A 25,269-nucleotide genomic window follows, 5' to 3' on the forward strand; every position below is an offset into this window, starting at 1 on the left:
CTGCCCTTTTAAGTCAATCCGATGCCTCATACTTTCATTACTCGATCATTCTACCAAATCCCTTGGACCCGATGTCGAGTCGCTCAATCCCTCAGTAATTTTACGGATTTTTTGTTCTGAACCCAGAAAAAATTTCACCACAACTCAAGCTATTCCCTTAACAAGGCGTTCCAGTCTGCATACGAATCCTGAAACCTGATACCAGGAAGAGGTGAAAATTTCTGGCCTAGAAAGGAAACCGGGCGCAACCTTCCTCGGAGAATTCCCAGAGGAAACTTAAGGTAGGGGTCCCTCCGTAAAATCCACAGGAAGGATGGGGGATGGGGCAGATGGGGGGGATGGGGGGGAGGGCGATCACACTCAAAAATCCGCACCGAATCTCTGTACCCAAGGCGATCGCACAGGGGGGAACAGGGTGCGGTTGTGCACCGGCTGAATATTGTCATCCCTCATCAAAGACGGGGCAGTTCTCCGTTAGAGTCCCTTGAGCCATCTCCCAGTCCCCCTTGAACTTAATTATACTTTTCTACCGCCCAGGATACATTCTTGGGGGGTTTGACAATCACGGGGAGACAGACTGTAAAGGTCGAGCCGCTCTCAGCCTGACTGTCCACAAAAATCTTACCCCCCATCAACTTGCAAAACCGTTGACCGATCGCCAACCCTAAACCCGTCCCGCCATATTTGCGCGTTGTCGAGGGGTCAGCTTGAGCAAATGCCTTAAAGATATGCTGCTTCTGTTCCGGGGTGATGCCGATTCCCGTATCTTTCACCCGAAAAATCGCATATTCCGTCGCATTTACTTCCTCAGATTCGGTGGGAGAGTCAGCAGGAGAGAGGGGGGGAGATTGAGTGGGTTCATCCTTGGCAGTTTTTTCCTTTCTAATCTTTTTAACGGACATAGAAATCATCCCAGATTCCGTAAATTTGGCGGCATTACTTAGCAGATTTAACAACACCTGTTTAACCTTGGTGCGATCGGCGTACATACTGCCCATATTGCGCGGGCATTGGATTTCCAGGGTATTGCCATTTTTCTGAACTAACGGCAAAACTGTCGTTTGCACTTCCAACAGCAACGTCGAAATATCAAAAGTTTCTAAGCATAAGGTCATTTTCCCCGCTTCCAGCTTAGAAATATCCAGAACATCGCTGATAATTCCCATCAGATTTTTTCCGGCTTGTCTGATTTTTTCTAAGTCGGAAATAAAATCTTCATAGCCCAACTCTTCCGCCTCTTCCTCCAACAAATCTGTATAACCAATAATCGCATTTAGGGGAGTTCGCAGCTCGTGACTCATATTGGCTAGGAAGACACTTTTGGCATAATTCGCCGCTTCAGCGGCTTCCTTGGCTTGTTGCAATTCAAATTGAGCTAATTTACCTGCGGTAATATCGCGAACAATAGCCAGCACTTCATCTTGCCCGCAGACTGCAAATCGCGCTTCAAAATGGCGACGCTTGCCGTTGATAAACCACTCATATTCAAAAACTTGAATATCCCGAGTTTGTAAGGCGCTACTAACGTATTTTAAATAAAGATCGGCCAGTTCGGGTGGAAAGACCAATTCCACGCTTTTTTGTAACAACTCCCCTTGGGGTTTTAAGATGGTATCCCCTCGTCCTCCTTTGTAATCAATAAAGGTGCCATCTTCGCTGAATCCAAACATCAAATCGGGAATGGCCATGAGCAAGGCTACGTTTTTAGCTTCGCTTTGATGGAGATCGGCAGTGCGATCGGCCATGTTTTCAAATAGCTCTCGGAGGCGATCGCTCATGGTATTGAACGAGTGAGTCAGCAGGCCGATTTCCTCATAAGCGGGAATTTCAATGGTTTGGGTGAAGTCTCCTTCCGCAATCCCTTCCGTGGCCGAACCCAACTGATACAGAGGTCCGGTGATCGACTGGGCCAGTTTGCGCGCCACAATCACGGCCACAAATCCAGTGACCAGAATCGCGAGCAGTCCCGTGGCGATCGCCCCCAACATTTTCTGCTCTAACAGGGCCGTAGACAGCTCAATCCGCAGGGCAGCAACAGGGGTGCCTTCTACGATGACCGCTTTCCCCGCAATCAAACGGTTATCCTGCCACCGAAATAGAGTTCGATTGGTCTCTAGCAGTTGGCTCACAAAGGTTTGGGCTTCTGGGCTTGCTCCAGTCTCCGGAGAATCCTCGGCGATGACTTGTCCGTCGGTTTGATAAATCCGCGTAGAAAGAGCGATTTCTCGTCGCTGGTTCTCCTCAACAAGGGTTTGCAGAAACTGTTCGTTTCCTCCGGTGAAGGCATTACCGACACTAATGGAGATTGCCTCCAGTAACTGCTCGGCTTGTTGTTCGAGTTGTTTGCGAAGAGTCTGTTGCTGACTCCAAATCGAGATCGCTGTTATGGTCGCCATCGCGACAAGGGTTAAGGTCGTGACAGAGACGGTAAGCTGGGTAGTCAGGGACCGTTTTTTTCCGATGAATTTTCCCATGAAAATGATGTGTTTAGACCCGCCTAGACCCCACCTGGGAATGTCTTGGGGTTAAGACAAACAGTATGGGGCTTGAATTGCCTCTATTATGAACTTTTTTACCTTTTATTGCTCGACGTCGATTGACACCCTTGCGAATGGTTATAAGCGACTTTGACACCTTTGAGGTCAATCTGTTATATTTATTTACATTTTCTAAACATTCTTCTCATATTTGGAAGAGTGAGGCAAAGTTTTAACGGCAACGCCCCTGCATCGGGGCGATTAGAGCAACCCTCTAAAGGATAGAGGGGTTACTCTGCTCGTGAAACAATTCTTGGAGCATCAGCGCGTCCGCAAGCATCGGAGTTCAGGTTCGAGGTTTTTAAGGCCAGTTAACCCGAATCCCCACGGTTATCCGGTGGGGTCGGATCAGGGGTGTCATGGCGTCCGGAGCCCGGAGACTGGCGATCGAGCAAACCCGTCGCTTTCCAGGCCCAATAGACGGTAAAGGCCCGACCCAATTCTTGAAAGGCTTTTTCTAATTCCTGCGATGACTGAATCGGTTCTGGAGTAGTGTGGGTTGGTTGTCCGTTCATGGTGGTAAATTCAGGAGTAAAGTTTAGAGACTTCTACCATCAGCGATCGCCCAGAAAATTGGTGTGATCCAACTCAGCGATCGCTCATTAGACTTCTTGCAAAATACCGTAGAGATCCCCCCAACCCCCCTTAAGAAGGGGGGCTTTTTAGAATTTTACAAGGGGTCTATTTATAAAATAGCCGTTTAGGGGTGAGGGAAATAACCAACAAATCCGGTTGCCATCGCCTCCAGTCGCGATCGCAATTCTTCTGAGAACTTTCCCCTTTGCCCATTTCTAGGTTACCTCCCCCCACGCATCCAAGTCTGCTGGATCATCCGTTCCCCTAGAGGAATCGCATCGTTCTGTGTTTCCTCCCGGTCCGGCGATTGGGAGGGATCAAGTTTCGGCTCCAAATTGGGATTTTTTGCCGCTGTATCCCCTTCAGAATCGATAGAGTTAGGGGGTTCTTTGGCATTGGAAAAATCAACTGGCTTGGGCTCAGTTTCAGACATGGTTAGACTCCAGGGATGTACATTAAAAATAAACCGGCAGAGAAAAGCGCTAAAAATTTGTCCCTTAAATTCTTAAAAAATCTCTCAAAATTGCTAATTTTTTTTAGCAATGAGTTTATTTTTGATAAAAAATAATAAAATTTCCTCTACCCAGAGGAAGAAATGAGAAACCGGGAAAAAGGAAAAAATCAAGTTGCCCATAAAACAGCAGTCGGGCAGGTATAACCTGCCCGACTACTTTCTCACTTACGATTTAACCGAGTGCCACACCACACTCCGCCCAACTCGGGGCAAAATTAGAAAAATTAGAAGCGATAACCTGCACCTACCAACAAGCTAAAAGCAGCTTGATCCGTATTGCGATAAGCATCCAACGCGACTTTAGCATCCCCAAACAGCACGATGTTATCCTGAACGACTGCCTCCACTCCCGTGGCAAGGGTTAAGGCATCTTGGTCACCCAGAGCCGTTTGTTGACCGCGTTCGGTGATGAAGGAATAACCGCCTCCAACGTATAAGTTGGCGTTATTCGTCACAGGGACATCGAGAGATAACATCGGGACCAATGCTGCCGCATTATTATTAATCAAGGCCGATCCCCGCACCGATACGGCAGAATTAGGAACTTGATAACGACCCTGGAGGTTACCGCCATAGCTTTCACTGCCTTGTCCCTCATCCCAGTTGTGAACGTTACCACCCAGACCCGCACCGAGATAGTGACCCGCCATTCCTTGCTTGCCGGTGAGGGTTTGTAACCCTTCGGCATGAGCGGCGCTGCTGGAGAGGAGTGCCGGGATCATCATCACAACGGACAAAGCAGACAGAGTTGCAACAGACTGAAGAATTCGTTTCATAAAAGTCGGTTGGTGAATGAAATCTTGACAACCGTTGATACTTTGACTGTAGGGGGTGACGGTGATGGACAGGGGAGGGGATGTGGAAGTATTTAAAGTGACTGTTACCCGGTCTGGATGTCTCCCCAGATATTTCCTAGAACTAGAACAAAATTAGCTTGCGCTGTCAGGATTTCAGTCAAACCGTCCCTGGGCGATCGCCCGAGGGTATAACTCGGGAAAATCCCCCTAATCCAGACAGTGTTCAAACTGGCAACTGTACTGGAACCCGTGGATGCCATCTCAGTCCTTTCCAGGTGCGATCGCACCTTAAGGAGAATTCTCTCACTACAAAAAAGTCGGTTGAGTTACCCACATCCACTCAACCGACCCATCCGGACAAAACTCCCAAACCCCGCGCTTAAACTGAAGGAGGATTGACCACCACTTTATCCAGCAATTTTTGCTGAGTAATGTAGCCCAATTCATAACAATATCCCGGCAACAAATCTAATTTCTGCCGGACTCGTTGACAAGCTCTGCTCCGTCCAAACTCCGTGGGTTTGCTCATCACCCAGTTGACATGAGCTTCTTTATTCAGCGCTTTCCGGATTTTCACAATCTGCTTGATTAATTTCCCGGCTTTTTCTGCATCATCACTCTCTAAATACTCCCACTGGCCGTAATTAGACACCGCATATTTATGGGCTTTGTCTAATAAATAATGCAGGGCTTTAAACAGCAATTTTAAGTCCGACTTCATCAGCATTTCCACCTTTAAAGTCTTTTGCATAATTTCCGGGTTGCTCATGGTAATAAATTTCTGTAAATCACAGAATTTGTATTCCAAAGCCGAAACCGCTTTATAGATATCATCCAAGGTCCGGTCAATTTCATCAGAAATCAGTTGTTGTTGTTCCGGTAAAAAGAGAGTACCTTGATGAGCGCGATAGGCGATTCCTTCTAATACCGGATAGTCACAAATCCCGGTTTTACGATATTCGGAAGTAAATCGGGCAATCAAGCGTTCTTCATACCTTTCTTCTTTTGAGGGGTTGGGGCGGTGGCGATTCAAGTTCATTTGGCGAATGGTTTCTAACCACTCTCGAACTGCTGCCTCCACCTCGGGATTATGAGAAATTTTCGTGTTTCTACCCCGCGCATGAGCAACGGTAATATAACAAGCCGTGATACTCGTAATTGTAGAAAGAAAAAAGAAGAATAAAGAAAATCCCAGGCGGGAAAAATTAAGAGCCCATAGATTCCCGAAGAAGTTACTAGAGGCGAGGCGGACTTCTTCAACCCCGGAGGTGATTTCTCCATATTCGTTAAAATAGCGACTAAAAACCAGGGGTAATTCTCGGTTGAGAAAAATTAGGTCATTTCCCAGTTCACTGCGAGTTTTTAGTTTTTCTTCCCAGTCCTCTCGAACTGCAAAAGTTTCGCTGCGGATGCGATCGGCTTTTTGACAGAGGGGCAAATTTTCAGCCGGGACGCGACTCCAATCCCGTTCGCGATCGGCGACAGACCCGTTCGTTTCCACATAGAGAGAATCCCAACGCGGATCGGTACGCGGAATTTGGGATAACAATTGGAGGTTTTCCTGACATTGAGCAAAGGTCCGTTCGTAAGCGTCGGTATTGGGTTCTATTTGGCGAATTTTGCGGTCATGTTCTTCGATTAATTCTTCCGCAAGTTTATAGCTTAAGGCGGGACGGTTATTAATTAATTCTGAACCGATTCCCGCCACGAAAGATTGCAGAATGCTCATCAGTAAAAACCCCGCAAAACCCACCTGCGCCCAATATTTTTTACCCGGTCGGTTTCCGGCGGTAGCGGTTCCGGCGAGGTTGGTCCAATTGAGGAGAATTAGGTTTAAGACAAAACTGGCGACGGGCGCTACCCAAACATTTCCTATGCCTTTAAAGGCAAATAACAGAATGGGAAAGTTAGTGATGGCATTAATTAAGGTGGCACCGGAGACAATATCGGCGGTAATTTCCGAATCTCTGCGGACATCTCTGGGGACAAAGGCTTCACCATCAAAATGCCGGGGGTTGGCTTGGAGAAAGCCTAAGACATAGAGAATGGGGGGTTTAGGGTTGAGGGAATAATATAAATTCCAAAACCATCCTTGCCGTCGGGACCGTTTGACGAGTCCTACATAGTCGGGATTTTTTTCCAACCATTGAATTAATAACAAATCATCGCTGAGTGATGCTGAAGGGCGATGCGATCCATTCAGCGGTTCGAGTTCATTAGAGCGCACTAAATCGAATTTGTCGCTTTTCATAGAAGGTGTATGCCTACCGAAAAAGTGTCGGGAAACCCTGATTGCAGTGGGGGTAATATCAGCACAATTCTGAGTGTCAGATTATGCAGACTAAGATTGCGATCGCCCTGGGAAGTAGGAGGGCGCAACTGTTGATTGCAGGAACGGTTGGGGTCAAATACGCAAGCTATCACGGAATCGGGTTTAGCTTTGGAATGCAATAAACGAGAAAATATTTCCGGCTAAATTGCAGTAATCGGTAGTGCATACAGAGGTTTTGAGTTGAGAAGTGGGCAGATGGATCGCCAATCGGGGTTGGCGGATGCTCCGTTTGATAACAGGTCTTGCTTATTTTACTAAAGCAAACCGCCGGTTGTGGGAATTTTGGAAAAACTCCGCTGAAACTCTCGCCATAGCAAGGGAAAAGCGTTTTTTGAGGCGATCGCGCTCCATCCAAATTAGGGTCCTTCCTCCTCAACAGGGTCCTTTGAAAGTCCCTGACCCCATCGGATTCCCCCCTGGGGATTAGCAAGAAACCCCCGGGAATGGGGGCCTAAATGGACGAGTTTACAGCGGCGAAGATCCCTCGGGAAACCACCGCCAAATTTTAATCGTTTTATCTTGACTCCCACTGATTAAAGTCTGTCCATCAGGACTAAATGCTAGGGAATTCACCGTGTCAGAATGTCCGAGGGTTTGCAAGGTATTTCCGGTGCTTAAATCCCAAATTCTAATGGTATGATCGCGACCTCCACTGGCCAAAGTTTTACCATCGGGGGCGATCGCCACTGCTTGGATCGTATCAGAATGACCTTTGAGGGTCTGCTGCAATTGGCGATCGCGCCACCGCCAAATTTTAATCACATCCTCTGAACCCCCACTCGCCAAAATTTCCCCATCGGAACTGATAGCTAAACTATACACTTCTACATCCTGACTAAACCAAGCTTGCGCCGGACTCAACCAACCCGAAGGTCCGACCAGGGTCTGACTCAGTTGTTCCTGTTCAGGGTCCCAAATTTTAATCGTGCCATCCATACTGCTACTAATAATTGAGCCATCTTGGGGATGAAAAATCACCGCCTGAACCGCCCAAACATGACCTCGCAAAGTCGCAATAATTTTTTCTCGCTCAATATCCCACACCTTAATCGTACTATCAACATTGTGACCACTGGCGATGTACTTGCCATCGGGATTAAAGGCGATATTCCAAATTGCTAAAGCAACCCAATCATTCCCTCGCAGAGTCGTTTGCAATTCGACCTTATTCTGTTCCTCGTCCACCTCCCAAAGTTTAATAGTCCCATCGGGAAAGAAACTCGCACTCGCCAGAATTCCATCCGGACTAAACTGCACAGAAGTCACCGTTCCTGTATGTCCTTTCAAAGTTTTTTTGAACTCCCCCTTTTCCAAATCCCAGAGTTTTATCGTTTGGTCAAAACTGCCACTGGCAATCATCCTGCCATCAGGACTAACCGCCACTGATTTCACCCCGGAGGAATGTCCCGTGAGGGTTGCCACTTCTTGCCAAATCCCCTGTTTTATGGCAACTTTTATGGCAACGGATGGAGAAAATACAGGAATTGTCATGGGCATTTTAATGGGACGTGGCGGCCAAATTAGCGGAGTTTGGGCTGGATTCTGACAAAGAATCGGCAACCAACTCACCCCCGGGTATTGCTTTTCCCAGCATTCTAAACTATCTTTGGCCTCTTTCATTGCGACATACAAAGACTTGCCTTGAGAAAACTCCTGAAGAAACTTTTTAATAAACGCCACGGCATAATCCCCGGGAACAGGTTCCCGCATCACAATCACTTGGGGAATATTTAAGTCAGCCAACTCTTTCGCCAAACCTAATCCATCACAGGAATTAAAAATGGCCAATTGCAGCCCGCGAGTTAGAGCTTTTCGTAGGGATATTTTTAACTCAGAAATGGTTAATCCATAGTCATCAGTAATAAAAAAATTACCAATTTCTCCCTCACTGTAACTATGTCCTGAAAAAAAGAGAATATCCCATCCCCTATCATCTTGTAGAGCATCATATAATTGAGCCGGTTCATGGGGATTGGGGAAGCAAGTTTCAGCATGGAGCAATCTCTCCAGTTCTTTTTTTTCTTCTTCTGGATTAATATCTTTGGCTGTACTGAGAATGGCTAAAATTCTCACTTTTTCACGGGCGATCGCATCCGGTGCCAAGTTGATGCGACTATATTCTGGCGGCACTAAAGCAATTTCCAACTGAGCATATCCTTCAAAAATATCCCATTCATTCCAAGGAAGTTTTTTCAACCAAAGGTTACTGGTTTGAATAAAAACCCGAATCTCTTCAGGTTTATGGGGGAGATGCCTTAAAAAAGTTTCCCGTATCTTTTGAAATTCTCGGCATTCTGAGGTGAGCCACTGTTTAAATGCTTGTTGCAACTTTTCCTTAGATTCTTTCCAATTCTTGATATTTTCTTCTGCTGGAGTAAGAGTCTTTTGGGCTATCGCTGGGGAAGCTTTAATTCTGCTATTGCCGATTTCTCTCTTTTTAAAATGGCACTGCCAGCTTTGGTAAGCATCAGAAATGTCGTTGGATTGAGGCAACTTTCCTATGACTTCGCACAGAGGCAACTTTCCTATGACTTCGCACAGAGGATTGCCTCCTTCTTCACGAATGGCGAGTCCCATCAAAAAGCCAGTATTAAAATCTCCGTTACCTATTGTAAAAATAGCGATTTTAGTCATAGTAATGATTAATTTTTAAACACTATAATTTGGGTTTATATTTTGTCGTAAAATGTTCTAACAAAAGCCGATGAATAAACAGATAACCGCCTCCCACTCTTTGTAAAAAGATGAGTTTTCTGGCATAATCAAGAAAACGGGTATAATTCCAAGGAATCAACCCATTCCAATACAATAACACCCGCATCGTCAAATGTTGAATGCAGGCAGTCCCCGCTTGGTTCAGTCCATAAAATAATCCGACGAGGATTCCTGAAAGGATAGCACGAACCGTAAATTCCTGCATCCAATCTGTCCCCAATCTCGCCGATGCAGATGCGGGTCCAATAATCAGGGTGAGGATTTGTTCGCTCATCAATCCGGCGGTGAGCCCCAACACTGCTGCTGCGATCGCCGCTAAAATTGCTGCATTTTTCAAAGACTGCCAAATCCCTTGATTGGAAAATTGTTTGCGGTCCAAATCCCCCCCTTTCAGTTCATAAACCAGCACAATTAAAGGCGCAACAATTACAAACCCAATCATCCTAGAAACCATCCAAGTCATGACCCCTAAACCTAGCCCCAGGGTTAAAGCTTTTTTGACTGCATCCCAGGACCAATTCAGAGTTTCTACAGGTTGAATCTTTTTCTCTCGTCCCACCGTCAGGGTCGCCCAAATTCCAAAGGGTAACCCAAAAATTACCACAAAGATTAAACTAATCAGCATTCCCCAAAATGGCTCAAAGAAAAAACCCACCGTCAACCAGAGAAGCATCCCAACAATCGTCCCGCCAATCAGTCCAAATAGGAGTCCTACCCCCCAGGGAATCTGTTTTTGAAGGCGAGACTCTAACCATTTGGGTTGCAAGCGGTCCAGAAAAAATAGGGTTTGGGATTCCTGGTGCATCAACTGTGCCAACCAACTCAACCAGTGCATCATTGCTTCTTTATGATACGGTCCTTTCTCCGGGAAGTGACGATACCACATCTGGTTAATATACGCATCAAATAACCAGCGACGACGAGCTTCTAAAGAGCCTGATTTTGCCCCATTCTCAGCATAATTTCCCTGATAAACCACACCGATAATATTCAACATCAAGGGGCTTTTTGCCAATTCTACTAACAGAGGATCGGATTGGAATGCTGCAATATCTATCCCCTGTCCCTCCCTTAAATAAGCTAGATATTCAGAGATTTGCTCTAAACTTAAAGGCTGTAAATAAATTCCTGCTTTAAAATTTAATTGAAACTGAATTGCCTCATAATCTTCTCGGCGACTGGTGAGAACAATTTCTGTCAGTGGATATTGCTTGATAAAGGCATTTAAAGCGGTTAAACAGACCTTTCGCATCTCTGATTTGACTTCATCTAAACCATCCAGTAGTAATAAAAAGCGCCCTTTGTCAAGGCTAGATTTGAGCCAACTGGGGGAGACTTCATAATTGGCCGTTCCTTCCTCTATAATCCAGTCCTGAATTGGCAGCATTTTCAGTCCCCATGAGGACAGAGTGAACACCAGGGGAATCGGTTGAGTATAGTCTCTTTCTCCTCGGGCGATCGCATCCCGAGCTAATTCCAACAACCTCACGGTTTTTCCAGAACCCGGTTCTCCCAAAATCAGCAGAGTTTTCGGGGTTTTGAGGCGGTCAAAATACTGAATCAGTCGAGTATTTTTCGGGAGAATTAGCTCCGTTTGGTCTGAGTTTTCCAGGGGTATTTCCAGCGATTTCACAAGGGGATACTGTTCTAGTCCCAGGTTCAGGAAAAGTTGCCGTTGCAAAGAGTTTTCTAAAACTCCTTGAATCCAGTATTCTTTAACTTTTTGGAGTACCGTTTTCCGGATGTGATATTCATGGAGGGTTTGAGGCGTATCAATCGGCGGTTTTCCCAGGATTCCTCGCCAATTTAGGGAGGGTTTGAGGGGATGGTGACAGAGGATTGGTAATCCCATAATCCCAGGAAATTGTTTGTCAAAAAATTCTAAACTTTCTCGACCCTCTCGCACCGCTGGATATAAGCATTTACCTTTGGCAAAAGCGGTTAAAAATGCCCGCAAAAACCTAACGGATACCTGTTCCAAAACTGCCTGTCTGAAAATTACGAGAATCGGGGGATTGAGTAAGTTTGCCAGCAATTCCGCTAAATCTAATCCATCATTGCAAATCGCGAGTTTCAACCCGCGATCACAGGCAATTTCTAAAGATTTTTTGAACTCCGGAATATTCAAGTTTTGAATCAAGTTATGATTCCCAATAAACAATATATCCCAACCCGTTGCATCCTGGAGTTGGAGATATAGTTGCTGGGGTTGAGAGGATTTTAAAATCAGATGTTCCGCATCGGGTAAGGATTTGAGAGATCCGAGGGTAGACAAAGTTTCTGAGAGAGGGCGATCGCCTACCACAGCTAAAATCCTCACCCGACTTCTAACCGGCGTATCATCAAAATCCGGCAGGGGACTATACTCGGTTAAAGTGAGGGCAAATTCTGCCTGGGGATAGTGCTCGCGAAAGATATCCCACTCCTGCCAAGGCAGTTGTCGAAGCAGGCGATCGCCAGATTGAATCAACAGACGAATTTCTGGCGGGCGATCGGTTAATTCTAGCAGTATGGTTTCCCGCAATTTTTGAACATCACCGCCACCCTTTAACCAGTCCTGAAAGCAACGGATGAGTGCTTGATAACTCTGCGCCAACAGAAGGCGATCGGCCTTTTTTAAATATAAACTCTCCCAAGTCCGATAAATCCCTGGAAGTCCTGGATTGGGGGGAAGATTAACAAGGATTACCGTTTCCTGCGAGAAAGCAATCCGAACCGTAAAGCCCGTTTCAAAGCTGCCTGATTCAAATCTAAATCGGATTGAATTTACCATTGCTTTTTCTCCCCCCACTTGAAATTAAATTCAGAAAACTCTAAATAATAAAACTTTCTGTTGCACTCAATTCTCCCAATTCAAGCTTAATCACAAACCCTTCCCCCGGTTCCCCACTCAAAGGTTGTTCAATGCAGTTGTTACCCCGTCCTGCGGTTACTTCCTCCAAAATATCTCCCTGCTCATCCAAAACCATCAATTTGAGTTCTTCTGGCAAATCCGTTGACTCTTGAATCGGAAAAACCCGCACTAAAATCTCAATTTCCTCCTCAGTTTCCTGGGAAAGCTTCACCAATAGTGCTAAAGACGCCGTTCCCAAAACAAGCGATTTTCCCTGTTGAATCGGCGGCAAATCCGGTCCCGGTTCGATATCTTTAGCGTAACTCGCTAAATCCGAACGAAACGCAGGCGATCGCATTCCAAACAGTTCATCAATCGTCTGCCATCCCGCATCAATCGCTTGATTCAACTGATTTTCCAGCCACGCACTCAAATTAACCGGGTCCGGTTGTGCGCTCACAGGTTCTAACTCTACGTCTAAAACCGTTACTCCTAACTGTTCCGAGAGTTCTCCCGTTTCAAACAGTTCCCGAACTCGTTCAAATCCGGCTAAATAGCCATTAAACACTAACCGGATGCTGCCTTTTTCAATTTTATCGAATGTCATTGAAGCATTCCCGGGAATTTCTTGAAGGAGGTTTTGAATCTTTTCTAGCTGTTCTGGTGTAATTTCCGGTAGGTCAATGGATAGTCTCCATTTCACCCATTTCTCTGTAGGCGGCGGCGGAAAGTTGCGTTTATATCCTAAATCTTCCAACACTCGGGGAATTATTTCCCAAGTGATTGAGATTTCTTTCCCCGTTTTTTGCTGAACCAGAGTTTCGATGTATCGATAAACCGTTCGTGTTAGGGTAACGCGCAGACTCCCCTCAGTAACATCAACGAGCTTCGACAGTTGAACTGGGGAATAATAATAAAGTAATCCATATAATTTTTCTAGCTCTTTTGAGGTTAGAAATTTGGGCTTATCAAAGTTCCAAAAAAATGTTTTAGCATCTCTTAAATCTTGCGACAGCTTTTCCAAGTCCCATTCTTTGGCAGCTTTACTGGCAATTTGTTTGATATCCATAAATTTTCCACATTCAAAAAAACTACAATCACAGAAATAATTGATTGCTAACGCCTGTTAGTTGTTTTTCTTCAATATACTGATTACCCTAGGCAAAACCAGGCAGAGGACATGACTTTATCTAGCTGATGCTTGCCAAGCATATAAACAATATATTGATAACGCTAGATTAGCTATCTGTTAGCGGCGAGCCTCCTGTGCTTTGGGTTAGCTTAAAGGCAATTCAAAAGAAGTCAAAGTGAAGACAGCAGGAGTTGACATCATGCCTAGCAAATTAGAAATCCTCGTGAATATTGCAATTACCACCCTGATTATGACGGCTTCTAATTTTAGCACGATTGGGAACCACATCCAATCCATCGCCAACTCTTTTGATGGAGGGGGAATCATGGAGATGGAGCAGCGCCAAACCAATTGCGACCCTCAACCTGACCCGAATTTCGTCCGGAACGGAATGACTCCCTAACCCAGGACCCTATGAAATAGAGGCCAGAGAAACTGGGTTCCTTAGCTCCAGGACTGAGATTGAGCTCAGAAACCCAGTTTTTTGCTCTATTGATTAACAGCCGATGTCCTTGAAGTTTTTGAAATCCAGGTTTCGATTTCGGGTTTAGGATTGTTCGGTTGAGAGCGCAAACGACAATTTTCTCCGGCATTTTCTGCCGCGACGGCATTTCCCTGCTCCAAGAATAACCGCGCTAAGAGGCAATAAGCATCGGGGTGTTCTGGATTAAGTTCTATGGCTCTTTCTAAGTTAGTTTGCGCTAGAGAATAGTCCTGTGTTTCCAGATAAGCCCAGCCTAAATTCTTATGGACAGCCGATTGTATTATATTTTCTGTACTGCGAGGTAAAGCGGCTAACAGGAGTCCAATGGCTTGCTCATAATCTTGGTTTAAAATATACAATCGACCCTGGTTATTCATGGCAGCCGAGGCGGGGCGGTCTAGGGGAGAGGATTGGGCTTTCTCGTAATGGGCGATCGCGCAATCTAGGTTACCCTGCTTCTCACAAGTAGCGGCTAGTCCATACTGAGCACTGGCAAAGTTAGGATCAAACATGAGAGAAGCCCGATAGTACAGTCCAGCTTGGTTAAATGCTTGAGTGTTATACTGCTGAGTGCCGATCACATTCATTTTCGCGGCGAGTTCCGGTGACAGGAATTGCAACAGTCCCCTGATTCCAGCCAGCAGGAATAAGATGACAGCAATTTTAGCTGTTAGGCGAGAACGAATGAGGCGCTCAATTTGAGTGAGCAGCGGATTTCCACGGATCGTATTATTGGAGAAGGTAGGGGTTGCCCAAATCGAAACCTGCGGCGCATGAAAATCTCCCCCCAATTGAATCTCATCTAACTGATTTAACAGGATTTCAGGATTGCGAGTGCGCGCAGAAGAAATGGGGTGAATTAACTGATTAATCGCCGATGCTAAAGCTGGATTCAAATCCGGACAATCTGCTTGCCAGCCGACTAATTCTCCCGTTTCTGGGTCCTCAAATTCTAGGGGTGAACAGCCGGTTAGTAAATAAACCATCGTCCGTCCTAATGCAAATAAATCCGATTTAGGAAGGGCTTTTCCTTGTCGTTGCTCTGGGGCGGTATATCCTTCGGAAATCACCCGGGTGACGGTTTGATGCTCTCGTTTTTCTACTAAACTGGCGCTGACTTTCCGGGCGGTTCCAAAGTCAATTAAGACCAGTTCCCCATGGGGGCGGCGCATAATATTGGCGGGCTTAATATCTCGATGAAAAAAGCCTTTACTATGAACAAATTTTAAAAGTTCGGCTAATTGACGTAAACTCTCTAAAGCCTGATGGGTAGAAACTGGGCCATGTTCGGTGACCCACTGCTCTAAATTTATTCCGTCAATTTTCTCCTGGATTAAACAGCGGAGAATAGTACCTGACTTTAAGGTAACCAGAAAGGGACTATAGGGGTCAACGGTGGGAATTTGGGGATGTTTGAGGGCGGTTAACACCCGCGCTTCTTGCTCAAACAGGCGAATTAATGCCCGGTTATCGGTGGGTTTGAGGACTTTTAAAACTTTCAGGGGGTTGCTCCCTTGAGCGTTATCCCCCCAATCCTCGACTTCAAATAGTTCAGTGGCGGTGGGTTGATTCAGGGGTCTTAAGGGAGAGATGAGGCGATAGCGATCGCCCACAAACAATGGGGTACCACAGCTTTGACAAACTTGCTCAGTTTCGGGGTTTTGTCGCTGTTGGCATTGGGGATTAATGCAGTAACTTACCCACTCTAGGGAATCGGTTAATTCGTGGTGATCGGTCATGATTCACACCCCCTTGGCTTTCAGTATTTGATGGAGTTAAAATCGGTTAATTTTATCATACTTTAACCCGGGTATTTAGGCAAGAGATTGAGCAAATTCTGAATATTCTCGGCGGCATATCCCACTTCTAATGCGGATTTTTCGGCAAGTAGGGTGAGCATCTGGTTCAGATAAACCCCTAACCGGCGATCGCTTCTCAATTTCATCACCAGTTTCTCTTTAATGGGGGTGAGAATCAGTCGGACTTGCAGGGAGTTTATTTCGGGATTCAGACTATCAGGAATTACCATTTGATGGGTGCGGAGTCGGTCACATATTTCTAGGTTTTGAGTGCGGATTCCTGTGGTGATTTCCTGGCAAACAAGGGTGATTAAGTCTTTCGTGATATATTTCATCACCGCCGGTTGGAGGGTAAAGTGCGCTTCATCCTCCACTGTGCTGATTTCCAGGAGCGATCGCCGACTCAGGGACTTGATAATTTGGAGCAATTCCGATTCGGAAAAGGCTGATAATATCTGAGATTTTAAGGCAGACAGGGAAAGGGGTTTTCTGGCGATGGCTAACCCGTACATGATTTGTTGTTCTCCCTCAGATACGGTTTCCCAATGTTGTTTCAATACCTCCTGCAAAGCATCATCGACTACTACGGTATTTTTTTGGATAAAACTAGAAACTTTTCCCGTAAAATAATCGTTTATAATTGGACAAATTGTCATTAAAGCCAAAGGATTGGCCCGATAAAGTTCAATTAATTTGTGCCAATCTTCGGGATCTTTGAGTTGGTTGTCTTGTAAAATATGGCGAGCTGCTGCCGGTTCTAATCCTTGAACTGGGAACAGATGAGTCGTCAAATGTTCTTGTTCTAAGTAAGGCATGGACTGAGACGGCTCACGACTGGTCACCAGCAAACAACTTTGATGATTTTCCCGACTAATTTGGCGAATTAATTCTCCATAATCCTCATATCCTTCTCGATATTGTCCGGCTAATTCCCCACTGGCTAACAGGGGTTCCCATTCATCAAAAATTAGTAAACATCGTTGCGATCGCAAACTATCCATCAGCCGATTAATCGCCTCTTTTGAGGTTTCGGGCACATCAAGGGAAAATTGAGGGGATAGAGATGGGATGACATTTTTTAGGAGTTCGAGGAGGGGGGGAGCATGGCGCAGGGAAATCCATTTTACTTGGTCAAAATCATTTTGAATTGCTTGAGCGCAGCGGATTGATAAATAGGTTTTACCCATTCCACCCAATCCGAGTAACACCACTAATCGAGCGCGATCGTGCACAATCCACTGGGTCAAAGTCGCCACTTCTTCTTCCCGTCCATAGAAATTAGACAGTTCCGGCGCTTCCTCTTCCCAATTCCCTAACGGAGGCATTTTTTGCTCAGGCGCTTTTTTTAAGACCGGATTGATATCCCTTGCTTCAAGACGCCGTTGGATCCATTCATCATATAAACAGTCCAGAAAAATCTGAGATAACCCGTTCACAACCCAATGTTCGCAGGTCTCAGAATCGGGGTTGAGAAACTTTCTAATAGTTTCTGAACTGGGGGGATATAAATCATTCAAAGTTTCAATCCAAACTTTATTAAATTTCCCCCAAGCAATGCCTCGACCCTGCTTGAAATTCTCTAATTTTTGGGTGATTTTTTGTTTAAATTCTCGCGGAACATTTTGATGACTATAGTCGCGATAGGGACGATTCAGCAACAGGCGACATAATCCATCAATCAACCAATACTCGCCAGGGGAAGCGCTATCCTCCAAAATTCGTTTGACCTGCGCTTCCGTTGGCACTTCTCCCAAATTCGCCGAGTCTCTGCGCCAATCCTGTAAAATGTCATTGATTTTCTTGTCATAGTCTTTCAGGAATTTATCCTGTAACCGTCTTCGGTGTTCCGAATTCAGGGGAACAAAACGATGATTTCTTTCCTGCGGATGGGGTTGATACATGGGAGTTCTACATCTTCTTAACAATGATGTTGAGTCTTGAAGTTCGAGGGAAGTGGCAAATGGGGGTTAAATTGGCCTTAAGCGCTGCTCCCTTTTCATCGAATTAGGCTATTCTACTATTTTCACTCATTTTGGGGATTTTGGAAAGAGGCGAACGGGTAATTTTTCCTTGATGTAGGAATCCTGGACTGGAGCAACTGCTGGAATTAGCCATAGTAAGGAAAGATTGAATAGCTCTTTTCCCCCGCAATCCTTAGCTCAGACGCCCTCCAAAATCCCCTCTTCATTGACCGACAACCGGGGTTGCATCCCTGACCCCCTTGGTCAAATTGGCGTTAACTTGGTCTCAAGTTGGCTTCAAATTTAGACCCTTTTAAAATTAGCTGGATACAATAGTCACATCAGACTGTTTCGGTCTCAATTCCGACTAAAATGAACCCCTAAATTCACGAATTTAGGAAAAATTGAAGGGTTCAAAGTTTTAGGGAGGGTAGAAGCATCTGAAACATTCAATCAATGGATTAAGTTGGGTTCAACTCCTAATTTAGAGGGTTAATCCATTCTCTACCCATCTTGACTTAACTTCTTTCTCAATGACCGTATGGCTATCAATCTTGACCTTTTTTCTGGGACCAACTTCCGCTCGACGATTCAAAACTATTGTACCCAACTCAAATGGCGGATTAATGACATTAACGATCGCCGAGCAATTTTGCGATTCAATGCTTCCTCGGGAAATACGCAAACTCTGTTTATTATCCGCTATGAAAATACCCTAGAATTTTCTGTGCCTAGCGGCTTGAAATTTAACAGCGATTCTGAAATCCCCGGGGTATTTTCTACCTACTTGCTCGTTAAAAATGCTTCGTATAAGCTGGGATTTTGGTGCATTGAAGAAATTAGCGGCCAAAAAGTGTTTTCAATTATGCACAATGCGGAAATAAGTCTCATCAATGCCAATTACTTTGAGCGGGTGGTTTTAAGATTGGTCAATGAGTGCGACGAATTTGAGCAAGCCATTACTCACATCTTAAATTATTAAACTACAAACTTATAAATGGGTGAATAATCAGAGTAATTATCCTGGCTATTTAATGTCTAAAAGAGGGTTATATTTGTCACCCAATTACTTTCTGAAAACTGCCAATTACCCGTTAAATGTTCCATGATGATTATCCGCCAACCCCTTTATATTTATCCCGGCGATCGCTTAGATTCGGAACTCGATCGCCTCCGTCAACTCTTCAGTGCCACAGCAATTAAATCTAGCGAACCCGGACCCCCATTTAACCACTTTTTCCTTCTCGGACCCCGCACGGCTAGGACCACTTCTCAACTCTTAAAACATTGGGGTTTAACCCTCAATCAATCCTCTGATTCTACCCCAATGATTGCCTGGGGAGTCTGGATGCCGCCTCAAGACAACCCACTCCATCCTCCCTTGGTCCAAGTTTATCGTCCCCTGAGACAATCGGGCGATCGTCCCCTGCTCATTTCCGAACAACCTTTGCAACCGGGAGAACTGATTATTGTGACTGAACACTGCGATTCATTAGTGATATTATCCCCCTCTGAAGTCACTCAAACTCTCCCGGATCACCTCCAGTGGTTTGTCTGGCATTCGGACCTTTCTCTGAAAACTTTTAGACCAATTTCGGGTCAACCCTATCCCCGAATTTCCCAACCCCCCATCCCAGTTAATCCCCTCAACCATCCCGGTCCAATCCTCCGAACCTCCCCTCCCTGGTTAAGCGATTTTTATCCCGAAATCACCTTTCCTTTAACCCCAAAAACTCCGTCTTTCCAATTAATTTCTATCCTCCCCTCTGAAGAATTAGCCGCCCTTACTTTGGCCTTGAATGATGCCCCTTGGACTCGACAAATTAGGGAAGGTTCTAGTCACGATATCTGCAATCTTGTCCCCTGGAGTCAATCCCGGACTTGTCCCTCCATTGTTAAACAAATGGTGTGGCAACTTCAAAATCCCAACTTGAAAAGAAAGGTCGCCGAACTCACCGGAATTCCGGTAACAGGTCGTCGAGAATTAATCGGTAGTCGCCTTCGTCCTGGCGATCGCCTTTTCCCCGGTGAAAATCCCCCCAGTGACGGCAAACTCAGGGTTCAACTTCATTGGGTCTTGCAAGTGCCTGATAATACCCCAGAACGTCCTTGGGATTTACGAGTTTGCTCTCCCAATTCTCCCGAAACCCCCCAAATTGTTTACGCAGCAAAACCCAATTCTGCCCTCTGCTTGTTAATTGACAAAGACTCTTCCTACGAGATTCCTGAGATTCCCGAAAGTGCCGGAGAACGCCTGTCCATTATGATGACTTTTGAATCCAAACTTGACCCTACTCCTTCCTTCATTTCCGCCCCCACTATTGGGGAATTATATTAAGGTAGAGGAGAGAAATATTTTTATAAGAGTTGGTCGATTTGTTCTGGATTACCTCTTAGAAATGTGGAGGTTATGGCCTCTTTTAGGTTCGGGGAATAATCGGAGTTTTCTCGACAATTTATTTTTATGGGAAAATGGAGGCTATTTTAAGGTAGGCACAGCGAACCTGATTTATGAAATGCCCGAATCTTTACGATAGCGACAAAAACTATTTTTCTGTCTTTTTGGTTTATAAATTCCCGGCTTTTGGGTTAATAAATCTTGGCAATCTCTAAGTTTAGAATCAGTGAAGATTCAGGGAGAGAACCCATGTCAGAGTTCTAAACGTCAGACTGTTCTGAAGGTTTGGGGAACGGTTCGTAGTCAATCTCGAAGGCTTCAGCTAGGACTTGACGGGCTTTTTCGGCCCAATTTGGGTCTTGTTTAATGCGATCGCGAAAGCGTTCGGACACGCGAATGGTGATCAGCGCACTCAGAGGCTCGTTGCGCTCAGTCCGAAATCTGAGTGATTTACCAAAGTCTGGGTTTCCCCCCGGTCTTCCTCGTCCCACTAGGCCCTCCTGGGTTGAAAGTCAGCCCTGATTATAGCAGAGTCAAGAGGATTACAATTTAAGCGCTGCTTTTTTTTAGAACCCTAAAGTTTTAGCAGGAATACGGCGGATATTGCTGACTCCCTCCTAGTTGAATGATTAAACCTTTGGCACAATTGTAAAAAGTCGATTAGGGTTCGATCGCGGGGTGAGGGTAAGGATTAGCACATGAAAGCAAGAGGTCTATTCCTACTCACCCCTATTCAATTGCTCGTTCTACCCACTCCACGATCGCTTGATTGACAAACTCTGGATTTTCATCATAAACCACATGACCGGCATCCGGAATTGTTACCAATTGAATGTGAGAATTTAAGTTAGCCAATTGCCTCGCACTCCTAAAGGGAACAATCCGGTCCGCTTCTCCCCAGAGTAATAAAATAGGGAGGGTTAATCCGGGTAACACATCTTTGAGAATTGGACTATATTCCGGATCGCTGCGGGTGAGGGAGAGGCGATAAAAGACTTGTAATGCTCTTTGATCCCGTGCAGGTTTGGCAAAGAGTTCGACTAATTCATCATCGACTAATTCAGGATTTTGATAGATTTTTCTCAGAACAACCCGCAATAAACCCGGCTGGCGGACGATTTTAAATAGAGGCCATAATAACAGGGGGGATGAGAAAAATTGCTCGATCGCTCTCGCCCAAGCGGGGGGTTGTCTCGGTTGCGGGTCCGGTAGGGTCAGCATGACTAATCCTTGGGCCATTTGGGGATAGGTGGCGACGGTGTTTAAGGCAATTAATGCTCCCAGGGAATGGCCGACGACGACAGCAGGTTTCGCAATGAAACTCCGCCAAAAATCATAGACTAATTCCGCCCATAAACTGACGCGATAATTGGCCGAGGCTTTTTCGGAAGCACCAAAACCTAAAAAATCTAGGGCATAAATTGTATGATATTCGCTAATCGGTCTTAAATTGAACCGCCATTGTCCCAAGGAAGAACCAAATCCATGAAGAAAAATTAAGGGGATGGCATTTGCTTTAGCTTGAGGCGATCGGATATAGGTGTAACGGATTTGATATCCGCGCCAAATCCAATCCCGTTGAGCGCCGAGGGGGGGTGAGTTGGGGGGTGAGTTGGGTTGCGATCGCATGGTTAGAGTTTGGTCATTTGTCGTGGGTTGATTGGGGAGAATGGGGGGTTGGGGGAGAGTTGGGGGTTGGGAATATTATTCTATGGATTGCCCATTTATGGGGAGGGACTGGGGAGGAACTGTGGGTGGGACCATCGGATTTTGAGGGACAGGGCCTCCAGTCTGTTACAAACTGTCATGAATTTGGGGCGCGTCAAGGGGTATAGTAAAAACGATCGCCTCTTTGCGCTGTTGAGGAATCGTCGTTTTGCCAAAACCGTCATCTGCAACCCCCGACCTTCCCGCCACCCGAATCCTTGCAATTATTAATGGCAAGGGGGGTGTGGGAAAAACCACGACTTCAGTCAATCTCGCTGCTACGTTTGCCGAGCACCAGCGCATCCTCCTCGTGGATGCCGACCCTCAAGCTTCGGCGACGTGGTGGGTTCAGCGTAGCAAAAAAGGCTTTGCTTTCGATCTGGCGCAGGAGACGGATCCGAGTCTCTTGAGTCAATTACGCCAGGTTCAAGGTTACGATTTAATTGTGGTGGATACTCCTCCGGCATTGCGATCGCAGGCGTTAGCGGCGGTGGCGAATGCAGCGGATTACGTCCTCCTGCCGACTCCCCCTGCGCCGATGGATTTAGCGGCGCTGATTGAAACCGTGCGCGAGGCGATCGTCCCCGTGGCGGTGGCGCATCGGGTGGTTCTGACTCGGGTGGATTCCCGGTCCTTGGGGGAGGCTCTGGAGGCTCAAAACACGCTGATGGAAGAAGGAATCCCCACCTGCCATGCGTTCGTTCGGACCTTTAAAGCTCATGAACGGGCGGCCCTCGATGGGGTGGCGATCGCCCAATGGCGTGGCAAAAATGCAAAAGAAGCTCAGGCGGATTATCGTCGGGTAGCTGATGAATTACAGCGTGATTGGAGAAACTGATGCCTAGAAAAAAAATTGCTGATTTAATCAGAAACGAAGCCCACAAAACAGGCGATTCTGAAGTAGAATTCGCGGAAAATACTCAAGGTGAACCGATTGAGGGGGCTGGAGAAAATCCGGGTTCGGAGTTACAAGCAACGGTGACTGAGTTACAGACGGCGTTACAAGAAGCTCGCGAAAAAGATGGCGCTCTCGATCGCACCCTGGCCGAAGTTCAATCCGAATTAGAGCAACATCGTAGTCTGATCCAAAATTTAGAGGGTCAGCTCAATCAAGCCCAGCAGCGGAATGAAGAATTTGGTCGCCTCAATGCGGATTTACAGCAGCAATTGCAGGACCAAAAAACTCAAGTGAAACAACTAGAGGCAGAATTAGCCGCTGCGAAAAAACTCGCGGATCAGGAAAAAACAGCCCAAACAAAGTTAACTGCTGAGTTGGAGAAACAAAAACAAGTCAATCAACAACTCACCAAAGAGATTGAGCAACTCTCGAAAGTTCGTGGTGAGTTAGAAGAGACGAAAAAATCTGCCATTCAACTGGCGGCAGCGAATGAAAAAGCCTTGCAAGATTTGACTCAACTTCAACAAATTCAACAAAAACAGCCCACGTCAAACCCGAAAAATTTACCGATGAGAATCTCTCGTCCGACGACAGCGGATGAAACGACTTTCCCCCCGTTTTCGACAACGGACCTCACTTGGATGGATTAATCCCAAGGAGCTCTCGCCCCTTGGGTGACCCCCGAGGGATAACATTCCTCAATCTGAAGTTTTAATCATATCGATCGCCGCCACCAGTTGTTGAATGGCAACGGCTTGTTCGTGGGTGGCGAGGGAAATTTCCTGAGCACTGGCGGTCACTCCGTCGATCGCATTCAGCACTCCGGCTAGGGAAACGGCGGTTTCTTGAACGATTTCAAAATTGACCTGCACCGTTTTTGTTCCTTCTTGAGTGGCCTTGGATGTGGCAACAACTGAGCTTTGAATATCTCCTAATAAGGTATTAATTTTATCGGCACTTTGGCGAGAGCGATCAGCGAGTTTGCGAATTTCTGTAGCAATCACGGAAAAACCCTTTCCGCGATCGCCTGCGCGGACTGCCTCCACTGCGGCATTGAGGGCTAACATATTGGTTTGATCGGCCAAACTCCCGACTAGGGAGGCGATCGTCCCAATCTGACGCGCCCCTTCGTGGAGATGGTCAATTTGGAGGGCGATCGCTTCTACATTCTCTTTGAGGGTCGTCATTCCCTCCAGGGTGCGATCGACCGACTGCCTTCCTCCCGTGGCGATCGTTTGCGCTTCTTGAACCCCAAAATTCGCCGTCGCACAGGCATCGGCAACTTGTCGTGAAGATGCCTTTAATTCATTCATTTGCTGTAACGCCTCCTCGACTGCCTCCCGTTGACGTTGTTCGGTTTGCAATGCAGCAGTTTTTGCCTGTAATAAAGCTGATTTTTCCTGGATTTGTTGTTCCAACTCATCGGTTTGCACGATCGCTTTATCGGTCAGAGGACGGAGCAATATCACCATCCCTCCCGTTCCCAACAGCGTCAGAATGGCAATGGCAATACTCGTATCGAGGATCTGTTTCTGGACAGGTTGGTAGAGTTCCTGACGATCCATTTTTACCGCTAATCCCCAATCGGCGATGGCGATCGGATTAAAAGCAATCACTTCGGGAATAGTGCTCATACTGTCAGATTGCATTAATCCCGCTTCTCCCGCTACCGACCTTTCAATGGCATTTTCCACCGTCCTAGAGATGCGATTATCGTTATTTCTCTGTTCAAAAAAAAGTTCGACTCTTCCATCGGTAACCCTTCCTAAAATAATCTCCCCCGTTTCTCCCAACCCTGAATGATTTTGAACGATTCTTTCTAATCGAGGGACTTTGAACAACACCAAATCTCTACCGAGCACTTGGGCAGTCTCGTTGTTAATCAGCGTTCCTACAATTAAATAGGAAATTCCGGCGATCTCGACTGGACCTATAAACACCGATTGGTTCCCTTCCGATGGCATGATTTGCCAAAATTCCTCGGGAATGGCTAATCCAATCTGAGTCACGGGTTGTCCATTTCCATCGAAGCGGATGATCCCTTCAATCTCCTCTGATTGATTGAGGGCATCGTTTAAAATATCTGTAGAAACCCGCACTAATTCATTTCGTTGAACTTGCCCTTGATTAAACGCCGCTAACTGATTCCGCGCCCGGGTGCGACTGGCAATCTGGCCGCCAATATCCTGAGTTCTTAAGAGGAATTCTTCGATCGCCAGGGTGCGAGTTTGCGCCGCAAATTCCAAATTGCGTTCCTCTGCTTGTTTGAGTCGTTGCGACAGGGGCATAATACTGGCGATCGCCACACTCGCACCAATCGCTATTGCTCCCAAGGCCGAATAAATCAGCAATCTGCTCTGTAACTGCAAAGCAGAGTTTTGCTTGACTGGATCAGTCTTCGCCATTGTCACCCCCTGCTCTAAGTTCTCTGCGAAGTAGATGGACATCAGTAACTTAACTCCCACCGAACTTCGGTGTTTTTCTCCACTATTTTATCATCAAAAATTTAGTTTTTTGGGATGCGGAATTAATCGAAAAATCGGGTCACTCCCTCTAGGATAAGCATCTTAATCCACAATCCGTGCT

At 46.1% G+C, this 25,269-nt stretch carries 19 protein-coding genes; 6 read left to right on the forward strand and 13 right to left on the reverse strand.

Annotated features, from left to right (window positions below):
• Positions 1 to 512: 512 nt before the first annotated feature.
• From NG795_RS17645 to NG795_RS17660, 4 genes are all read right to left on the reverse strand, one after another.
• Positions 513 to 2,474, reverse strand: coding sequence for a sensor histidine kinase (locus tag NG795_RS17645; RefSeq protein WP_367289949.1), 1,962 nt, complete (start codon positions 2,472 to 2,474; stop codon positions 513 to 515).
• A gap of 374 nt (positions 2,475 to 2,848) precedes the next feature.
• Positions 2,849 to 3,052 (reverse strand): hypothetical protein, encoded by a 204-nt coding sequence (locus NG795_RS17650; RefSeq protein WP_367289950.1) that lies wholly within the window; start codon positions 3,050 to 3,052, stop codon positions 2,849 to 2,851.
• A gap of 281 nt (positions 3,053 to 3,333) precedes the next feature.
• Positions 3,334 to 3,546: a hypothetical protein gene (locus tag NG795_RS17655; protein ID WP_367289951.1), complete on the reverse strand. Its 213-nt coding sequence runs from the start codon at positions 3,544 to 3,546 to the stop codon at positions 3,334 to 3,336.
• Between the two features lie 305 nt (positions 3,547 to 3,851).
• Positions 3,852 to 4,403, reverse strand: coding sequence for a putative outer membrane beta-barrel protein (locus NG795_RS17660; RefSeq protein ID WP_367289952.1), 552 nt, complete (start codon positions 4,401 to 4,403; stop codon positions 3,852 to 3,854).
• 158 nt (positions 4,404 to 4,561) lie between these two features.
• Here NG795_RS17660 and NG795_RS17665 point away from each other — a divergent pair, with 158 nt between their 5' ends.
• On the forward strand, positions 4,562 to 4,807 hold the full coding sequence (locus NG795_RS17665; protein ID WP_367289953.1) for a hypothetical protein: 246 nt from the start codon (positions 4,562 to 4,564) through the stop codon (positions 4,805 to 4,807).
• On the opposite strand, the gene NG795_RS17670 is transcribed toward NG795_RS17665, so the two are convergent.
• The 4 genes from NG795_RS17670 to NG795_RS17685 all read right to left on the reverse strand — a co-directional run bounded on the left by NG795_RS17670 (position 4,804) and on the right by NG795_RS17685 (position 13,373).
• Entirely contained in the window at positions 4,804 to 6,675 is a 1,872-nt protein-coding gene (locus NG795_RS17670; RefSeq protein WP_367289954.1) for a hypothetical protein, read from the reverse strand. The genes NG795_RS17665 and NG795_RS17670 overlap by 4 nt on opposite strands.
• Before the next feature lie 546 nt (positions 6,676 to 7,221).
• Positions 7,222 to 9,390, reverse strand: coding sequence for a WD40 domain-containing protein (locus NG795_RS17675; protein ID WP_367289955.1), 2,169 nt, complete (start codon positions 9,388 to 9,390; stop codon positions 7,222 to 7,224).
• A gap of 22 nt (positions 9,391 to 9,412) precedes the next feature.
• The gene (locus tag NG795_RS17680; protein WP_367289956.1) at positions 9,413 to 12,244 is read right to left on the reverse strand and encodes an NACHT domain-containing protein; all 2,832 of its coding nucleotides are present in this window, start codon (positions 12,242 to 12,244) and stop codon (positions 9,413 to 9,415) included.
• A gap of 40 nt (positions 12,245 to 12,284) precedes the next feature.
• Positions 12,285 to 13,373, reverse strand: a complete 1,089-nt coding sequence (locus NG795_RS17685; protein ID WP_367289957.1) for a DUF1822 family protein — start codon at positions 13,371 to 13,373, stop codon at positions 12,285 to 12,287.
• Positions 13,374 to 13,635: 262 nt separating this feature from the next.
• Here NG795_RS17685 and NG795_RS17690 point away from each other — a divergent pair, with 262 nt between their 5' ends.
• Positions 13,636 to 13,839, forward strand: coding sequence for a hypothetical protein (locus NG795_RS17690; protein ID WP_367289958.1), 204 nt, complete (start codon positions 13,636 to 13,638; stop codon positions 13,837 to 13,839).
• 86 nt (positions 13,840 to 13,925) lie between these two features.
• Here the strand turns inward: NG795_RS17690 and NG795_RS17695 are convergent, their stop codons facing one another.
• Positions 13,926 to 15,659, reverse strand: coding sequence for a protein kinase domain-containing protein (locus NG795_RS17695; RefSeq protein ID WP_367289959.1), 1,734 nt, complete (start codon positions 15,657 to 15,659; stop codon positions 13,926 to 13,928).
• Positions 15,660 to 15,721: 62 nt separating this feature from the next.
• A complete protein-coding gene (locus NG795_RS17700; RefSeq protein ID WP_367289960.1) occupies positions 15,722 to 17,620 on the reverse strand; it encodes an NB-ARC domain-containing protein in 1,899 nt (632 codons plus the stop codon).
• A 601-nt stretch (positions 17,621 to 18,221) separates the two neighbouring features.
• Here NG795_RS17700 and NG795_RS17705 point away from each other — a divergent pair.
• Positions 18,222 to 18,662, forward strand: coding sequence for a hypothetical protein (locus NG795_RS17705; RefSeq protein WP_367289961.1), 441 nt, complete (start codon positions 18,222 to 18,224; stop codon positions 18,660 to 18,662).
• Positions 18,663 to 18,785: 123 nt separating this feature from the next.
• Positions 18,786 to 20,018, forward strand: a complete 1,233-nt coding sequence (locus NG795_RS17710; RefSeq protein ID WP_367289962.1) for a hypothetical protein — start codon at positions 18,786 to 18,788, stop codon at positions 20,016 to 20,018.
• Positions 20,019 to 20,338: 320 nt separating this feature from the next.
• Here the strand turns inward: NG795_RS17710 and NG795_RS17715 are convergent, their stop codons facing one another.
• Positions 20,339 to 20,569, reverse strand: a complete 231-nt coding sequence (locus NG795_RS17715) for a hypothetical protein (RefSeq protein WP_367289963.1) — start codon at positions 20,567 to 20,569, stop codon at positions 20,339 to 20,341.
• Positions 20,570 to 20,807: 238 nt separating this feature from the next.
• Positions 20,808 to 21,707, reverse strand: coding sequence for an alpha/beta fold hydrolase (locus NG795_RS17720; protein WP_367289964.1), 900 nt, complete (start codon positions 21,705 to 21,707; stop codon positions 20,808 to 20,810).
• Between the two features lie 247 nt (positions 21,708 to 21,954).
• On the opposite strand from NG795_RS17720, the gene NG795_RS17725 reads away from it, so the two are divergent.
• Both NG795_RS17725 and NG795_RS17730 read left to right on the forward strand, forming a co-directional pair.
• Positions 21,955 to 22,623 carry a ParA family protein gene (locus tag NG795_RS17725; protein ID WP_367289965.1) on the forward strand — a complete coding sequence of 223 codons (669 nt, stop codon included), beginning with the start codon at positions 21,955 to 21,957 and terminating at the stop codon, positions 22,621 to 22,623.
• Positions 22,623 to 23,333, forward strand: a complete 711-nt coding sequence (locus tag NG795_RS17730) for a hypothetical protein (protein ID WP_367289966.1) — start codon at positions 22,623 to 22,625, stop codon at positions 23,331 to 23,333. Before NG795_RS17725 ends, NG795_RS17730 begins: the two co-directional genes overlap by 1 nt.
• A 48-nt stretch (positions 23,334 to 23,381) precedes the next feature.
• Here NG795_RS17730 and NG795_RS17735 read toward each other — a convergent pair whose 3' ends face one another.
• Positions 23,382 to 25,130 (reverse strand): methyl-accepting chemotaxis protein, encoded by a 1,749-nt coding sequence (locus tag NG795_RS17735; protein WP_367289967.1) that lies wholly within the window; start codon positions 25,128 to 25,130, stop codon positions 23,382 to 23,384.
• Positions 25,131 to 25,269: the final 139 nt, after the last annotated feature.

Source organism: Laspinema palackyanum D2c (assembly GCF_025370875.1).
GTDB classification, from domain to species: Bacteria; Cyanobacteriota; Cyanobacteriia; order Cyanobacteriales; family Laspinemataceae; genus Laspinema; species Laspinema palackyanum.

Excerpts from the sequence above, each read along its gene's own strand:
- NG795_RS17730 (WP_367289966.1), top strand. The coding sequence starts at position 22,623 with ATGCCTAGAAAAAAAATTGCTGATTTAATCAGAAACGAAGCCCACAAA.
- NG795_RS17700 (WP_367289960.1), bottom strand. The coding sequence starts at position 17,620 with ATGTATCAACCCCATCCGCAGGAAAGAAATCATCGTTTTGTTCCCCTG.
- NG795_RS17675 (WP_367289955.1), bottom strand. The coding sequence starts at position 9,390 with ATGACTAAAATCGCTATTTTTACAATAGGTAACGGAGATTTTAATACT.
- NG795_RS17705 (WP_367289961.1), top strand. The coding sequence starts at position 18,222 with ATGGCTATCAATCTTGACCTTTTTTCTGGGACCAACTTCCGCTCGACG.
- NG795_RS17710 (WP_367289962.1), top strand. The coding sequence starts at position 18,786 with ATGATGATTATCCGCCAACCCCTTTATATTTATCCCGGCGATCGCTTA.
- NG795_RS17695 (WP_367289959.1), bottom strand. The coding sequence starts at position 15,659 with ATGACCGATCACCACGAATTAACCGATTCCCTAGAGTGGGTAAGTTAC.
- NG795_RS17660 (WP_367289952.1), bottom strand. The coding sequence starts at position 4,403 with ATGAAACGAATTCTTCAGTCTGTTGCAACTCTGTCTGCTTTGTCCGTT.
- NG795_RS17670 (WP_367289954.1), bottom strand. The coding sequence starts at position 6,675 with ATGAAAAGCGACAAATTCGATTTAGTGCGCTCTAATGAACTCGAACCG.
- NG795_RS17720 (WP_367289964.1), bottom strand. The coding sequence starts at position 21,707 with ATGCGATCGCAACCCAACTCACCCCCCAACTCACCCCCCCTCGGCGCT.
- NG795_RS17645 (WP_367289949.1), bottom strand. The coding sequence starts at position 2,474 with ATGGGAAAATTCATCGGAAAAAAACGGTCCCTGACTACCCAGCTTACC.
- NG795_RS17735 (WP_367289967.1), bottom strand. The coding sequence starts at position 25,130 with ATGTCCATCTACTTCGCAGAGAACTTAGAGCAGGGGGTGACAATGGCG.
- NG795_RS17680 (WP_367289956.1), bottom strand. The coding sequence starts at position 12,244 with ATGGTAAATTCAATCCGATTTAGATTTGAATCAGGCAGCTTTGAAACG.
- NG795_RS17650 (WP_367289950.1), bottom strand. The coding sequence starts at position 3,052 with ATGAACGGACAACCAACCCACACTACTCCAGAACCGATTCAGTCATCG.
- NG795_RS17685 (WP_367289957.1), bottom strand. The coding sequence starts at position 13,373 with ATGGATATCAAACAAATTGCCAGTAAAGCTGCCAAAGAATGGGACTTG.
- NG795_RS17690 (WP_367289958.1), top strand. The coding sequence starts at position 13,636 with ATGCCTAGCAAATTAGAAATCCTCGTGAATATTGCAATTACCACCCTG.
- NG795_RS17655 (WP_367289951.1), bottom strand. The coding sequence starts at position 3,546 with ATGTCTGAAACTGAGCCCAAGCCAGTTGATTTTTCCAATGCCAAAGAA.